Below are 15,074 nucleotides of genomic sequence, written 5' to 3'. Positions count from 1 at the left end.
CCGGATTTCTCCGGGCCCAGCCAAATTTCCGACGCATCAGCGATGCGCCATTGGACTGACTTAGGCCAGTTCGACCTCGGCGCCAGCTGCTTCCAGCTTGCCTTTGATCTCTTCGGCTTCGGCTTTGTCCACGCCTTCTTTGATCTTGCCGCCAGCTTCGACCAGCTCTTTGGCTTCTTTCAGGCCCAGACCGGTGATGCCGCGAACTTCTTTGATCACGTTGATTTTCGAAGCGCCGGCGTTCTTCAGAACGACGTCGAATTCGGTTTTCTCCTCAGCAGCTGCACCGCCGGCGTCGCCAGCTGCACCTGCGACCATGACGGCGCCGCCAGCTGCGGGCTCGATGCCGTACTCGTCTTTGAGGATGGTTTTCAGTTCTTGTGCTTCCAGCAGGGTCAGACCCACGATGCTTTCTGCGAGTGCTTTCAGATCAGCCATTGTATTAGCTCTTTCCGTTTTACAGTGTGTGTTCCAACGTCAGGGTATTCACCCCACGCAGATCATTCAGTGCCAACCGCTTACGCAGCTTCCGCCTTCTCTTCGATGGTGGAAAGGATGCTTGCGATATTGCTTGCAGGTGCGCCAATTGCACCGGCGATGTTGCTTGCAGGCGCGCCAAGCATACCAGCGATCGTAGCAATAAGCTCTTCACGCGACGGCATTTTCGACACGGCTGTAACACCAGCCCGGTCCAGAGCGTTCTCGCCCATTGCACCGCCAAGGATCTCGAACTTTTGGTTCTCTTTGGCGAAGTCCTCGGCCACCTTGGCTGCTGCCACGGGGTCCTCGGAATAGGTCAGAACGGTCATACCCGTCAGCAGGTCACCAATGCTTTCACATGGCTTTCCGTCGAGGGCGATTTTGGCGAGCCTGTTCTTGGCAACACGCACGGCACCACCCGCGTCACGAGCACGTGCGCGAAGGTCCTGCATCTCGGCAACTGTCAGACCGGCGTAGTGGGCAACCACTACGACGCCAGAGCTTTCGAAGATTTGGCCGAGTTCCTCGACCACTTTCTCTTTCTGGGCTCTATCCACAGTTCTCTCCAAGTTTGGGGCGATCACTCACCCCGGCTCATATTTGCCGCGGCATACGCCCCGGCGTTCAGGTCCGTTGTTACGGGATTGGCCAAAATGCGCCCGAGGATTGCGACCCCCAGAATTCTTTGGTCTTACCCGTCTCAGGCAGGGAATTAAGACCTTTCGCAAGGTCACCCACCGTCTTGGACGAAACGAAATAAAGCGCACGACGAATCGCACGCTTTACTCCGCAGGTCTTATTAGGGCAGATGGCAGGGGTTTCCAAGTGGAAAATTGCTCTTGCAGGGCGGTTTTGATCGCTCTGCACAGCCTGTGCCCATGATCTGGTTTCCGCGCAAACCACGCATTGACTTGTCCAGCGGTCTGGGGTCCTGTCAAGCCAACCTTTCAACCCTATTCCAAGTCGCTTTCACAATCACATGCCACGCCTTTCTGAACAAGAACACAAGCTGGCACGCGGCTACGTAGAGGAATTTTCCGATCACCACCGGACGGGAACCGTAAAAGGCTATCAGTGTATCTACAGATCTCACGATTTTGGTGACACACGGTTTTTGCTAAAGGTCGAAACCGCTTTCGGGAACTACGCCCTGAAAATTGATCTCGACTCCCCAACGTCAGGACGGTTGCGCAAGGAATATGAGCTTCTGACTAGACTGACGCGCTATTTTGAAGCCTCAAAAACGACCCGTGTCGTGCAACCCGTCTATGAATCGCCGGGTAACACATTTTTCGTGACCGAGTTCGTTGACCGGCCCACGGCTGCGGACATCATTCACAACAGCACCGACAATGAGCAGGTCGCGCAGATATACCGGCGCGCCGGGGGCTGGCTGCACGACCTGCACGGCTATCACCCCGCCAAAGACTATGGGTTTCGCCCCAAATGGATGACGGACAGCATTCAAGAGCTGCTGGACTTCGCCCCAATGGACATTCGTTCCGAGAGCCAAGAGATGCTTGGTGTCCTTTTGGCCGAAAGCCGAAACCTAAAGGGCATCCCCGAGACTCAGGTATTCTCGCACGGAGATTTTCACAGTCAGAACCTCATAGTCGGACAGGGCAAAATGATCGGCCTGGATTTCACCGAAGCACGGGAAAAGCTGGCGGTGTACGACATAGTCGATTTCCTGAAGTCGGATATTTTCAGAGACGCCGAACCCAGTGAAGTTGATCGCAGTGGTATTCTGAAAATCAACAAGGACATGTTCTTTCGTTGCTACAGGCATCCGATCCACACAGGCATACTGGATTTCTGTATTCGGGGACGCCTTCTGAAAGACTGGCTCGTGCTCTGGCACAGAAATCACGACTGTAGCGCGTACGAAGAAGACCGGCGCGATCGGCTGGGTTACAGGCTGCGCATCGCCTTCGACATCGGGCGCTGACGGGCCACGTGTTCGCCCTCGATCGCTAGTCAGCGTGCTGAAGTATGTCTCGCAGGGCGGTTTGCGTGTCTGGACGATGTCCATTGGCAATCGCCGCACGAAAGCCCCTGCCCCATAGATGCAGACCGAACGTCGTAGGGGCCAGAAAATCGACCAGTTTGGAATCCGGTCGCGCCAAATCCGGCATCTGCTTGGCCGTTACGTTGTAAAACCCGGTATGGTCATGCGCAAACGAGGCTTCACCTGTAGTATTCAATGCCTCGGTAAGAGCCATCGGCCCAGTTGCGCCCCACCTCAATTTCCCGAAGGGTTTCGGCTCTTGCCGGTCAACAGCATCGTTCAGCGCGAACAATCGCTTCAAACCGCTCCATGTATCCGAAATGCGTTCGTTCTCATCGAAAACTTCACCCAACATCAGCAGCGTTCGACTGTCGGCGGGTAGTCCAAAAACGGCATTGTTGAATAATGAATGATACGAGCGGTTCTTGGGCGAGTCCTTCAGCACAGCGCCGATGCAGAAACCTTTGCGGGCTGCAACAGAGTCCAACAACTCCGAGGCCGGTTTCACCATGAACATATCTGTGTCCAACCAAATCGCCCCGGTTTTCCTGACCATGTGGTAACGAAAAACGTCTGCGTGGATTGCAGGGCTATTATACCTGATGTGGCGAATGACCCGGTTCGGCTCGTATATCTCGCGCGCATCAACGACCTCGACGCCTTGAGGGACATTTTTCAGCGGAGAATAGGAATAAAGCAGAGGATTATATCCCTGCGACTGCATGGACTGCAGGCACGCGCGCTCCAAAAGACCCAGCTCATCGCCAAGCCACAAGGTTCCAAAATCAGAAGTCTGCGCCGTCTCTGCTATCGGCTTGGCAGGTTGCGCAGTTGCGGGAACTTTCCGGGGCTTCAGGTGCAGCCAACGCATTGGGTACAGCCGACCTTCAGACGCCAAGATCCACGTCAGATCGTCAGGCAACGCCAGTTCAGTACGAAGTTGCAAAAGATCGCGCTTGGTGTCGTCGATGATTTCACAGTCAAAAAGAATGGCGGCATCCCGCAAAAGGCGTTCCTGCTTTTCACCGTCCAGCCATTCGCCCCCGGCGTGAAGTTCAATCAAAAACTCCGAGGCCCGGTAGTTGGACAGAAATTCAAAGGTCAGCAGGTCAAACTCTGCGCCCTCAATATCAATGAGAAAGAAAAGTTCCTCGGGCCGGTGTGTGTCGTGAAGGGCTTCGTCAATCGAGTTGCGCGTAGCCGTTCCGAATACAGACACCTTGTCTGACACGCCATTCGCAGCCGCCGTTTTCTGGATCACACGGCGGCCTCGCCGCTTTTGCTCAAAACAAATACTGCGCTCGAAATGTCCGGCCTGCACTAAGCCCACACCCCAATACCCGTCCGCCGCACCGAGATCGACCAGGGTAGGTTTCGAGCTTTGGGTAAAAATGTCCTGATTTTGCTGCTCGTAAAACCCCAGCAGCTTAGAGCAAAGATCCGCAGTGCCCCAACTGTGCTCATTCACGATCCGAAAACCGGTGAGACAGCCGCCCTGAACCACCCCTTCGACCTCCTCAAAGTACCGAAGGCTGACGTCGGTGCGGAACCCCGTGATTGTTCGCCGCAACTGCCTGAGTTCTTTAGCCGTTTTTTGAAGTCGCATCATGTCTTCTGCTAGCGAATAACCCTTAGACACCTGTAGTTGCTTTCTCGTCGGCGCGAAACCCCATTGATTGAATGCAAGCCTGGGCCCAACTCGGATCGCCATACCAAGATTTTAGGATCGCAAAAAGAAAAACGGGCGACACATGCCGCCCGTTTCAAAAAACAACAACTGCCTGAGGCTTATTCGCCCGCAGCGGCCGCCACATCCAGAGTCACGCCCGGGCCCATGGTCGAGCTCAGCGCGATTTTCTTCATGTAGGTGCCCTTGGCGCCCGACGGCTTGGCCTTGGCCACTGCCGAAACGAAAGCACGGACGTTTTCAACCAGCTTGGCTTCGTCGAACGACGCTTTGCCAACGCCAGCGTGCACAACGCCGCCTTTTTCCGCCTTGAACTGTACTTCACCGCCCTTGGCTGCTTCCACGGCCGCTTTCACGTCCATGGTCACGGTGCCAACCTTGGGGTTCGGCATCAGGTTGCGGGGGCCCAGAACTTTACCCAGACGACCGACGATCGGCATCATGTCCGGGGTGGCAATGCAGCGATCGAATTCGATGGTGCCGCCCTGAATGGTTTCCATCAGGTCTTCTGCGCCAATGATATCCGCGCCTGCTTCTTTCGCTTCGTCCGCCTTTGGGCCACGAGCGAATACAGCAACGCGCATCGCTTTACCGGTGCCGTTCGGCAGGCCGACAACGCCGCGAACCATCTGGTCTGCGTGACGGGTGTCAACGCCCAGGTTCAGAGCGATTTCGATGGTCTCGTCGAATTTCGAGGTCGCGTTGGACTTAACCAGGGCAACAGCTTCTTCGATCGACAGGTTTTCCTTGCCGGCGACAGCTTCGCGCGCGGCGCGGGTGCGTTTACCAAGTTTTGCCATCTTACTTCACCTCGATGCCCATGGAGCGGGCCGAGCCCAGGATGATCTGCATTGCGCCTTCGACGTCGTTGGCGTTCAGATCTTTCATTTTGGCTTCGGCGATTTCGCGAACCTGCTTCGAGGTCACGGTGGCCACGGTCTCACGACCGGGGTTCTCGGCACCACGGGGGCGGTTACGCTTGCCGACCGGCTTCAGGCCAGCCGCTTTTTTCAGGTAGTAAGACGCGGGCGGCGTCTTGATGTCCATGGTAAAGGACTTGTCCTGATAATAGGTGATCACGGTCGGGCAAGGCGCGCCTTGCTCCATGTCTGCGGTCTTGGCGTTGAACGCCTTGCAGAATTCCATGATGTTGATGCCGCGCTGACCCAGCGCCGGACCAACTGGCGGCGACGGGTTCGCCTGACCTGCAGGAACCTGCAGTTTCATCGTACCAGCAAGCTTCTTGGCCATTTGGTTTTCCTTTCAACGTAGGTGAAACGCGTTCCACCCGGTTTATGTTGCGTGGTCCGATCCGGGATCGCGATCCCGACAACCTCCCACGAGAGAATCTCGCCCGAAGACGATAGAGGCGGCGTTTACAGGGGATTGGTGGGGTTGGCAAGAGGATTGGGCGAAACTGCTACATACATACTCACAGTGTAATTTTGTCGAGTGATCAACGACTGACTTCGCTACTCGCACGTAGCAGAGAAACCCGCGACCCGGTAGTCCTCTCCAGCAGTAGTCACGCCGAGTGCATCAGAGCCATTTTTAATATACCCAAATGCGCAAAACCCTAAGCCGGTCCCGGAACAAACGTCCAATTCGGGGAGGGATGCCACCAAATCACTATACCATTCGTGCGACTGATCACTCAGGAGCGGATTGACTACCCAACCCTCCGCAAACAAAACGCGCCGTGCATCCTGGATTTTTAATCCAAATATGTTCGGAACACTAACTTGCCCGCTGCAGAAACTGTCGTTGTCGGCAACGCTTCTGACGATTACCAAATCGCGGTCGACAATTTGCAAGTCAGCCAGCGGCATAGCCAAATAATCGCCATCCCAGATGCGCAACCGATCATCTTCAAGCTTTTGTATGAAACCAATTGAGCGATTGACAGCCTCATTCGAATAAATGACCCCAAGGAGTTCACGTCCCCGAAAAATTCCAACGTTTCCGTCGCTCAACAAACAGGAAGCACTCGTTCCGGCTTGGGATCGTTCTACGAAGCTGATAAACGTTAGGTCTTCCCGCTCGACCTCTGCCGTCACAAGCCAATTTTTGTCAGCAACAGCTTGCCCTGCTTTAGTGGTGAAGTCTCCGGATGACATCACACAAAATTCGTTTGCAGGATCATTTGGATTAGCCTGACCAGCTGGCAAATCAACAAGCGCAGTAGCTTCGATTCCCTCCACCTGCGAGGCAAAAGAAACAGTGTCCGCTCCGGCGGCGCCCACAGCACTCAAAGCAAAGCAGAAAGAAATCAATACACTTGATGAAAGGGACTGTGGCATCCAATTTTTCCAATGAAGCAATAAACCATTCCGAACCGATAAAGAAACCAAGCAAGCGTAATGTCAATTCGAAATCAGGTACTTACGCCAAACAAGCCCCAAGAACAAAAAACGCCGCGCTACAAATGCAGCACGGCGTCGAAAAATTAGACTGCGAAACACTCAGCCCTGCTTGGTCACCTGCGTGAAGTCCAGCTCGACCGGGGTCTCGCGACCAAAGATCGAGACCGAAACCTTCAGCTTCTGGTTCTCGTCGTCCACGCCTTCGACCATGCCGTCGAAATCCTCGAACGGGCCATCGTTGACTTTGACCTTCTCGCCGACCTCGAAGCTGATCATCAGCTTGGGCGCTTCTTCGCCTTCCTGAACGCGGTTCAGGATCTGGTTCACCTCGGCGTCTCGCATCGGCATCGGGCGGCCTTGCGGACCAAGAAAGCCGGTGACGCGGTTGATCGAGTTCACGAGGTGATAGCCCTGATCCGACATCTCCATATGCACCAGCACGTAACCGGGCATAAAGCGGCGTTCGGTCGTGACCTTCTTGCCCCGGCGCACTTCGATCACCTCTTCGGTGGGCACCAGCACCTCGTCAATATCGTCCTCAAGGCCCTGCTCGGCGACGGACGTGCGGATTTGCTCTGCGATCTTCTTTTCAAAGTTGGAAAGAACGCTGACCGAGTACCACCGTTTCGCCATGAACCTGTCGTCCTTGTTTACCTTCGGCGCATCCGATCAATCAGACGCGGCCGTCATTGAAATTCCATCACGTGACCCGGAATAAAAAGCGGCGCACAGCCCGAATCGCCGCACGCCCATTCCGAATAGTCCCGCGTCACTACTCTGACATCGCGCGCGGTGCAAGGGGCAAGCGGTGTTTCCGCGCGCCTGAACGGGTTTACCCGAACGCACCCAGGATCAGTTGCAGACCGCCGCGAATGCCCAGATCGACCAGCGCAAAGAACACGGCGGTCAGGGCCGCCATGATAAACACCATGACCGTGGTCAGCAGAACCTCGCGGCGCGTCGGCCAGACGACCTTTGCAACCTCGGCGCGGACTTGCTGAATGAACTGGATCGGATTCATGGTAGCCATTTGGCGGTGTTCTCTCTGCTAGCGGATGGGCCGGACATAACCGGGCATTGCGGCAATTTCAAGGGCTGTCAGGGCTTGGGCTTGTCGTCCCATTCATCGCTGAGGATGCGTCGCGCATCGCCTTCGGGGTCGTCATACTGGTTCGAGCGCACCGTGTAGACAAACGCCACCAGCCCAACCCCGCCCAGAAACAGGGAAATCGGTATCAGATAGGCCAGAACTTCCATCGTTTTACCTTACACGCAGCGCGTTCAGAGACACGGTGATCGACGAGGTCGACATTGCCAAAGCCGCAATCAGGGGCGTGGCCAGACCAGCCACCGCCAGCGGCACCGCGATGATATTATAGACGGTCGCGATGCGAAAGTTCTCGCGAATCCGTTTCGTTGCCTTTACCGCCGTGTCACAGGCGTCAGAGATCGGCGACAGGTCATTGCCCAGCAGCACGATATCGGAGGCCACCCGCGCCGCATCCAGTGCCGAGGCCGGAGAGATCGACACATGGGCCGCTGCCAGCGCCGCCGTGTCGTTCAGACCGTCGCCCACCATCAGCACATGACGGCCCTGATCGCTCAGGTTCTGCACGTGCTTGGCCTTGTCCTGTGGCAGAGCCTGCGCGATCCATTTCTGGATGCCCAGCTTATCCGCCAGCGCCTGAACCGCACCCTGCGTATCGCCCGAAATCAGGATGACCTCTTTACCCGCATCGCGGAACGCTTGCACCGCCTCGGCAGCACCAGATCGCAGGCTGTCCGAGAACAGGAAAGCCACCGGGGCCTGCCCGGCGATGGAGAGCCACGCGGCGGTCTGATCCCCCTCCTCCGCGCCCGTCCATGCAGCCCGACCAAGGCGGACGCGCTGACCGTGGTACGTGCCTTCGGTGCCGTATCCCGGAACCTCGGTGATGTCTTTCAGTGTGGCGGGCTTGATCCCAGCTTCGCGTGCCGCTTGCGTCAATGCGACGGACAAAGGGTGCGAGGACGCCTCGGCCAGAGCCAGCGCAACCTCAAGGTTAGCGCGGGAATGATCGCCCAGATTGGTCAGCTCGGGCGTGCCCGAGGTTAGCGTTCCAGTCTTGTCGAAAACGACCGTATCGACCTCGGCCAGACGCTCCAATGCGGTTGCGTGTTTGATCAGCATCCCCTTGCGGAACAACCGCCCCGAGGCCGCTGTGGTCACCGCAGGCACCGCCAGACCCAACGCACAGGGGCAGGTGATGATCAGCACGGCGGCGGCGATATTCAGCGCCGTCCGAACGTCACCGGAATAAATATACCACCCTACAAAGCTGAGCGCTGACAGGATATGCACCCCCGGCGCATAGAGCTTGGCCGCCTTGTCCGCCAACGACGTGTACCGCGACCGGCCAGATTCCGCGATGGCCACCAGATCGGCCATACGGTGCAGCGAGGTATCCTCACCCACCGCTGTCGCACGAATGGTCAGGGGGCCGGTCAGGTTGACCTCACCGGCACTGACGGTCAGGCCCGCTTCGGCAAAGACCGGCAGGGTTTCCCCGGTTAGCAGGGACCGGTCCAGCTCGGACTGGCCCGAAACAATTTCGCCATCCACAGGCATCCGCCCACCGGGGCGGACCAGAACCAGATCGCCGACATTCAGTGTGGCAACGGCGACTTCTTCCTCAACCCCGCTTACCACGCGGATTGCGCGCGGAACTTCCAACGCGGTCAACTCCTCAGCCGCAGATCGCGCGGCGGCGCGGGTGCGGTAATCCAGATAGCGTCCGGCCAGCAGAAAGAAGGTCAGCGTCAGGGCGGCATCGAAATAAGCGTGCTCACCGCTGAGCGCGGTTTCCCACAGGGACGTGATCAGCGCCAGCAGGATCGCCAGCACGATCGGCACGTCCATGTTCAGACGGCGCACCCGCAAAGCCGACCACGCATTCGCAAAGAAGGGCTGCGCGGAAAAGGCGATCGCGGGCAATGCGATGGCGGCAGAAATCCAGTGGAACATATCCCGCGTTGCATCCGCCGCCCCGGACCAGACCGAGACCGACAGCAGCATCACGTTCATCGAGGCAAACCCGGCCACCGCCAGCCGCATCAACAGGTCACGCCCCGCCTTGTCCGCTTGCGTCGCAGACAGCGCACCGGGGTCCAGCTCATGCGCTTCATAGCCTGCGCGCTCCAGAACCGGGATCAAGTCTACCGCAGACAAGCCCGGCGCCGCTTTGACCATCGCGCGTTTCAGGGTCAGGTTAACGCGCGCATCTTCCACGCCGGGGTGGGCATTCAGCTCACGCTCGACCGTAGCGATACAGGCCGAGCAATGGATGCCCGGCAGGGACAGCGCAATCTGCACATCTTCCGGGATCGGGCGCGCAGGTTCCGCAGGGTTTGCGATGCAACCGGGACAGGCGGCCGTGCCAGATGAAAGCTGCGCCGTCATTCCCTATCCCTTTACATACAGCGGCACGCGCTGAGAGAACTCGGCCCCGCTGTGATCTTTTGCGACCAAACGGATGTTCCAATTTCCCTTGCCCAGCGACGCGGGCGTTGCATAGGCAGTTCCGTCAAAGCTGAAGTCCGGCGAGAAGTCATCCTTTACATGCGTGGCCCGTCCAACGACGGCCTGCAGCTCGGCCACTTCGACAGGCGCACCGGTCTGGTCTGTTATGTGCAGAATCAAAAGCCCCCCGGACAGCTCAGCACGGATATCCCATCCCAGCGCCTGATGTTCCTGCAGGCGTTCGTTAAACTCCTGACTGGCGACGTAAGAGTTCTTGACCTCGAGCCCCGGAAAATTCTTCACCGCGCTGTAGGCCAGTACAAGGTTTACTGTGATGATCACGCCAAATGCAGTCACAAAGACGGCCAGGGCATGTTTGCCGGTGAATTTACGTTCGGCCATGTTCAGTTCCCTTGCCCGTTAAAGGTTGTGTCCTTGAAGGCACGCTCTCCGCTTTGCAGGTCTTCGACCCAGATGCGCACCGGGGTAACGTCGGTTGACGCCGGGCCGGTTCCACCAGAGGCCACGATATAGACGCGCGTTAATTGTGCCGTATCTGCAGCGACATTGACAGTGTCACCGTCATTGCCTTCGATCTGAACCTGAAGGGCCGGGTCCCCTGCCAGCGTCAGTTTGAACGGCCGCTCCTCGCCATGCTTGTTGCGCAGGCGCACGTCATAGGTGTTGCGGATCGTACCGTCGGACAGGGTCACAAAGGTCGGGTTCCGAACGGGTGCCACGGTCAGATCAATATCGGACCGGATGAACAGCGCAAACAACAGCGCAAAGCCGACCGCAGCCCACATACCTGTGTACATGATGGTCCGGGGACGCAGAATGTGCTTCCAAACGTTCCGAGGCGGTTGACCCTCACGCTCGCGCGTTTCATCGCTCAGCGCCATATAGTCGATCAGGCCACGCGGCTTGCCGATCTTGGCCATCATGTCATCACAGGCGTCGATGCAAAGCGCGCAGGTGATGCATTCAAGTTGCTGCCCATCGCGGATGTCGATCCCAACCGGGCAGACATTCACGCAGGCCATACAGTCGATGCAATCCCCCAACTCGGAATCGGCAGTACGCTTGCCCTTGCCGCGCGGCTCACCCCGCCATTCGCGGTAACCGACGACCAGAGTATCCTCGTCCATCATCGCCGCCTGAATACGCGGCCAGGGGCAGGCATAGATACATATCTGTTCACGCGCGAACCCGCCAAACAGGAAGGTCGTGCCGGTCAGGATCAGCATCGTGGTATAGGCCACCGGATGCGCATTACCCGTCACCAGATCGCGCAAAAGCGTTGGCGCGTCGGCGAAATAGAACACCCAAGCCCCACCTGTCGCCAAACCGATCAGCAGCCAGACGGTCCACTTCGTCACGCGCAGCCGCGCCTTGCGGAAGTCCAGCTTTTCTTGACGGTGTAGGCGCAAACGCGCATTTCGGTCGCCCTCAATCCAGCGTTCGACCAGAATATACAGGTCTGTCCAAACCGTCTGTGGGCAGGCATAGCCGCACCAGACACGGCCCAACGCCGAGGTAAACAGGAACAACCCTAACCCGGCCATGATCAATAGACCCGCAACGAAGTAGAACTCGTGCGGCCAAATTTCGATCCAGAAGAAATAGAAACGACGATTGGCCAAATCCAGCAGCACCGCCTGATCTGGCAGGCTGGGTCCGCGATCCCATCTGATCCACGGCGTCACGTAGTATATGCCCAGTGTGACAGCCATGATGATCCATTTCAGGTTGCGAAATGGCCCGGATACGCGCCGGGGAAAGATGGGCTCCCTTGCGGCGTAGAGGCTGGGGGCGGGGTCGGAATCGCTCACGGGCTGGCTCCAGATGTGGCAGTATTTGGCGTCTTTTTCCAGATCACAAAGGTAGGCTCTTTGACATGGGTCAAAAGCGCATCGTACAGACACCTTTTGTCACAGTCTGACGACTTGCCTCCTAAGCCAACTGACAAAGATTTTGGCGGCAGGACGAAGCGGTATTTCGCCCGTTACGATATAATAGCCGCTATTTTCAGGCTCGCAAAACAGTTCCACAAGCTGCCCAGAGGCGATGTCACTCTCGACAAAATGCCGCGCCGTGACTGTTACGCCCTGACCGGCGCGCAATGCGTCCAGCAAAAGGTTCCCCGGCAAGGCAATCCGCCCGGCACCCGGGCCGTGTTCGACGCCATGTCGCGCCAGCCAGGTTGTTGCCTCGGTAGTGCCCAGTTCTTCCAGCCAAGGGAGCTGGCTTAGCTCTTGTGGCGTCCACTCAACCCGGTTCCCAAGCAAATTCCGCGCAGCGACGATCACAATGGGGCTGCTCAGCAACAGGTCCGAGTCAATGCCGGACCAATCTCCGCTGCCGTACCGGATTGCCACGTCCACACCGCCGGGGCTTGGGTTGACCAATTTCGGCGTCGGGTCCAAAGCCAGAGGAATGTTCGGAAATTCTGCTTGAAAGGCAGGCAGGCGTGGCATCAGCCAGGACGCAGCGAATGAGGGCGTCAGCGAAACGTGGACAGGACGATCCTGATCTGTTTGCGTCAGGTCCGCAACGGCTGCTCCGATTGCGCCAAACCCCAGTCGGACTGCACGCGCCAGCTTTTCACCCTCGGGGGTCAGGGTCATGGATTTCCCTGACCGATCCAGCAACGAAACGCCCAAGTACTTTTCCAGCGTCCGCAACTGCTGACTGATGGCAGCGTGGCTGACATTCAACGCCGCACCAGCCTGGACAATATTCTCAGCCTCGGCAAAGGCCGAAAATGCCCGGAGCGAGGCCAGAGGTGGCATTTTCATCCAGTTCATCTGTAAGCCCTGCTTACATAATAGAATTGTAATTGAGTCGCATTTTTCCGCCAGAAGTTCAATCTTTTCTGCATGCACAAACCGGAAAGGAGAGGCAAAATGCTCTCAATCCTTGCAAGAACCTTCATGGTCGCGACTCAAACCAGAGATCGCGATGAAAGTATCGACAAACCCCGCGTTGGGTCGCGGTCAAAGCACTCGTCGGCACATGATCATTGGAAAAGAAAAAGCCCAGCGCACGAAAAGGTGCATCTGGACTGCATCATTCGCGATTAGTAGTCTGGGAAATTAGCACCGGCTGTTCAGGAAACGCGCGAACAGATGGAACAGCCGGTGCCTCAACCTTCGGGCGGCGAACCGTCCGAAGGTATTCTTCAAACCTTATTGACCACCACCCAACTGGTGGACATAGGCAGTCACAGCGCGGATCTGCGCATCGGTCAGACGGTTTTCCCAGGCGGGCATCACACCGAAGCGGCTGTAAGTGACCGTCTCGGTCAGAGCTTCTTCGCTGCCACCATAGAGCCAGATCGCGTCGGTCAGGTTCGGCGCACCCTGGAACACGTCACCCGTGCCGTCTTCGCCGTGACACGCAGCGCAGTTGTCCTCAAAGACAACCTTGCCCGCTTGCGCCGCGGCGTCATCCGTCTGAGCGTTGCTCAGAGACATGACGTACTGAACCACCTGCGTGATCTCTTCTTTCTCGAGAATCTCGCCAAAGGCCGGCATTTCGGAATAGCGCGCGTCGTCGCTTTCTTCGTTCCGAATACCGTGGGCAATGGTGAACTCGATATCTTCGAGCGTTCCGCCCCACAGCCACGCATCATCCAGCAGGTTCGGGAAGCCGGGCGCGCCCTGTGCACCGGAACCATGGCACTGTGCGCACCAGGTGCGGAACACCGCGCCACCCGAGTTTACCGCGAATTGCTGCAATTCAGGATCCTTCGAGATGTCCTCAAGCGGTGTTTCCACCAGCTTGGCATTCCAAGGCGCGTTGGCCTCCTGGAAGGCAACCATTTCTTCCTGAACCATCCCACGAGAGGACCAGCCTAGAACGCCAGCGGTCGCGGATTGAACCAACGGCCACGCCGGATACATGATCGTATAGATCACGCCCCAGATAATTGTGACGTAGAAAGTCCACAGCCACCAGCGGGGCATCGGGTTGTCAAACTCTTCGAGACCGTCCCAGCTGTGTCCGGTTGTCTTCGGATCACCCGGCAGTTTTTCAGGTGTCTTGCTCATGGCCGCGCCTCCTTGGGTGTGGCGGGATTGTCGCCCCCTAGGGGCGCAGCTTTGTCTTCGCCCCGGAGGGGCGCTGGTGCGTCAGCGTGCCGGAAGGGGATGTTGGCAGTGTCTTTGTATTCCTTGCTGGCACCCGGGCGGAATACCCAGATCACGATGCCAACAAAGAAGGCAAACAACAGTAGCAACATCCAGCTATCCGCGAACTGCCTGAGGATTGTGTATTCTTCCATCACACCCTCCTTTAGCGGTTCGGATCCGGGGTGAAGGTCGAGAAATCGACCAGCGTTCCCAGCATCTGCAGGTAAGCGATCAGCGCGTCGGCTTCGGTCAGTTCAGGCTGACCATCAAAGTTACGCACGTTGACCTTGTCTCCATAACGTTCCAGCAGTCCGTCATAGTCGCTGTCCGGATCGGCTTGCGCACGGAAGTCCGCCTGGGCGTTGGCCAGCATTTCTTCTGTATAGGGCGTGCCCACGACCGCGTTAGCAGCCATGATGTCGCCGATATACTTGCCGTCCAACTTTCGGTGCTCGAGGAAGCCATATTTGGGCATCACCGATTCCGGCACCACCGACTGTGCATCGCGCAGATGGTCCACGTGCCACTGGTCCGAGTAACGGCCACCCACACGGGCCAGATCAGGCCCGGTGCGTTTCGATCCCCACTGGAACGGGTGATCATACATCGACTCAGCCGCCAGCGAGTAGTGGCCGTACCGTTCAACCTCGTCCCGCATCGGACGGATCATCTGGCTGTGGCAGACATAGCAGCCTTCGCGCAGATAGACTTCACGACCCGCCATTTCGAGAGGGGTGTAGGGACGCATGCCCTCCACCTTCTCGATTGTGTTCTCAAGATAGAACAGCGGGGTGATCTGAACGATGCCACCGATGGTCACGACCAGAAAGCTGAATACCAGCAGGAGGGTCGCGTTGGTCTCGAGGATCTTATGTTTGTCGAGAATTGCCATTGCTCCGGCCCT

The 15,074-nt window shown here is 57.5% G+C and carries 17 protein-coding genes; 1 reads left to right on the top strand and 16 read right to left on the bottom strand.

The window, feature by feature from the left end; genetic code table 11:
* Window positions 1-60: 60 nt before the first annotated feature.
* Together rplL and rplJ are read right to left on the bottom strand one after the other, a co-directional pair.
* Window positions 61-438 carry a 50S ribosomal protein L7/L12 gene (gene rplL / locus ACR0B7_RS17740; protein WP_170485701.1) on the bottom strand — a complete coding sequence of 126 codons (378 nt, stop codon included), beginning with the start codon at window positions 436-438 and terminating at the stop codon, window positions 61-63.
* A gap of 80 nt (window positions 439-518) precedes the next feature.
* Entirely contained in the window at window positions 519-1,037 is a 519-nt protein-coding gene (gene rplJ, locus ACR0B7_RS17735; protein ID WP_170355300.1) for a 50S ribosomal protein L10, read from the bottom strand.
* A gap of 422 nt (window positions 1,038-1,459) precedes the next feature.
* On the opposite strand from rplJ, the gene ACR0B7_RS17730 reads away from it, so the two are divergent.
* Complete coding sequence (locus tag ACR0B7_RS17730; RefSeq protein ID WP_170576912.1) at window positions 1,460-2,428, top strand: aminoglycoside phosphotransferase family protein; 969 nt, start codon at window positions 1,460-1,462, stop codon at window positions 2,426-2,428.
* Window positions 2,429-2,453: 25 nt separating this feature from the next.
* Here the strand turns inward: ACR0B7_RS17730 and ACR0B7_RS17725 are convergent, their stop codons facing one another.
* From ACR0B7_RS17725 to ccoO, 14 genes are all read right to left on the bottom strand, one after another.
* Window positions 2,454-4,097 carry a hypothetical protein gene (locus tag ACR0B7_RS17725; RefSeq protein WP_170570984.1) on the bottom strand — a complete coding sequence of 548 codons (1,644 nt, stop codon included), beginning with the start codon at window positions 4,095-4,097 and terminating at the stop codon, window positions 2,454-2,456.
* A gap of 179 nt (window positions 4,098-4,276) precedes the next feature.
* Window positions 4,277-4,975 (bottom strand): 50S ribosomal protein L1, encoded by a 699-nt coding sequence (gene rplA / locus ACR0B7_RS17720; RefSeq protein WP_170385957.1) that lies wholly within the window; start codon window positions 4,973-4,975, stop codon window positions 4,277-4,279.
* A gap of 1 nt (window position 4,976) precedes the next feature.
* Window positions 4,977-5,426 carry a 50S ribosomal protein L11 gene (gene rplK, locus ACR0B7_RS17715; RefSeq protein WP_037314971.1) on the bottom strand — a complete coding sequence of 150 codons (450 nt, stop codon included), beginning with the start codon at window positions 5,424-5,426 and terminating at the stop codon, window positions 4,977-4,979.
* A gap of 221 nt (window positions 5,427-5,647) precedes the next feature.
* On the bottom strand, window positions 5,648-6,475 hold the full coding sequence (locus ACR0B7_RS17710; RefSeq protein WP_170485705.1) for a hypothetical protein: 828 nt from the start codon (window positions 6,473-6,475) through the stop codon (window positions 5,648-5,650).
* A 162-nt stretch (window positions 6,476-6,637) separates the two neighbouring features.
* Window positions 6,638-7,171: a transcription termination/antitermination protein NusG gene (nusG, locus tag ACR0B7_RS17705; RefSeq protein ID WP_170385962.1), complete on the bottom strand. Its 534-nt coding sequence runs from the start codon at window positions 7,169-7,171 to the stop codon at window positions 6,638-6,640.
* Between the two features lie 199 nt (window positions 7,172-7,370).
* Window positions 7,371-7,568, bottom strand: a complete 198-nt coding sequence (gene secE, locus ACR0B7_RS17700) for a preprotein translocase subunit SecE (RefSeq protein WP_058272489.1) — start codon at window positions 7,566-7,568, stop codon at window positions 7,371-7,373.
* Between the two features lie 68 nt (window positions 7,569-7,636).
* A complete protein-coding gene (gene ccoS / locus ACR0B7_RS17695; RefSeq protein WP_170355309.1) occupies window positions 7,637-7,795 on the bottom strand; it encodes a cbb3-type cytochrome oxidase assembly protein CcoS in 159 nt (52 codons plus the stop codon).
* 4 nt (window positions 7,796-7,799) lie between these two features.
* Window positions 7,800-9,977, bottom strand: a complete 2,178-nt coding sequence (locus ACR0B7_RS17690; RefSeq protein WP_170485706.1) for a heavy metal translocating P-type ATPase — start codon at window positions 9,975-9,977, stop codon at window positions 7,800-7,802.
* Between the two features lie 3 nt (window positions 9,978-9,980).
* Complete coding sequence (locus ACR0B7_RS17685; RefSeq protein ID WP_480682118.1) at window positions 9,981-10,439, bottom strand: FixH family protein; 459 nt, start codon at window positions 10,437-10,439, stop codon at window positions 9,981-9,983.
* 2 nt (window positions 10,440-10,441) lie between these two features.
* Window positions 10,442-11,869: a cytochrome c oxidase accessory protein CcoG gene (gene ccoG, locus ACR0B7_RS17680; protein WP_170485708.1), complete on the bottom strand. Its 1,428-nt coding sequence runs from the start codon at window positions 11,867-11,869 to the stop codon at window positions 10,442-10,444.
* Window positions 11,870-11,968: 99 nt separating this feature from the next.
* Window positions 11,969-12,844 (bottom strand): LysR family transcriptional regulator, encoded by an 876-nt coding sequence (locus tag ACR0B7_RS17675; protein WP_170485709.1) that lies wholly within the window; start codon window positions 12,842-12,844, stop codon window positions 11,969-11,971.
* A gap of 381 nt (window positions 12,845-13,225) precedes the next feature.
* Window positions 13,226-14,089: a cytochrome-c oxidase, cbb3-type subunit III gene (ccoP, locus tag ACR0B7_RS17670; protein ID WP_170385977.1), complete on the bottom strand. Its 864-nt coding sequence runs from the start codon at window positions 14,087-14,089 to the stop codon at window positions 13,226-13,228.
* Window positions 14,086-14,322: a cbb3-type cytochrome c oxidase subunit 3 gene (locus ACR0B7_RS17665; RefSeq protein WP_170485710.1), complete on the bottom strand. Its 237-nt coding sequence runs from the start codon at window positions 14,320-14,322 to the stop codon at window positions 14,086-14,088. Before ACR0B7_RS17665 ends, ccoP begins: the two co-directional genes overlap by 4 nt.
* An 11-nt stretch (window positions 14,323-14,333) precedes the next feature.
* Window positions 14,334-15,062, bottom strand: coding sequence for a cytochrome-c oxidase, cbb3-type subunit II (gene ccoO, locus ACR0B7_RS17660; protein WP_170385983.1), 729 nt, complete (start codon window positions 15,060-15,062; stop codon window positions 14,334-14,336).
* Window positions 15,063-15,074 lie beyond the last annotated feature (12 nt).

The organism is Ruegeria sp. BB6 (assembly GCF_056539385.1).
Note: the sequence above shows the minus strand (reverse complement) of the source record. Positions and strands in the feature narration are given on the sequence as shown.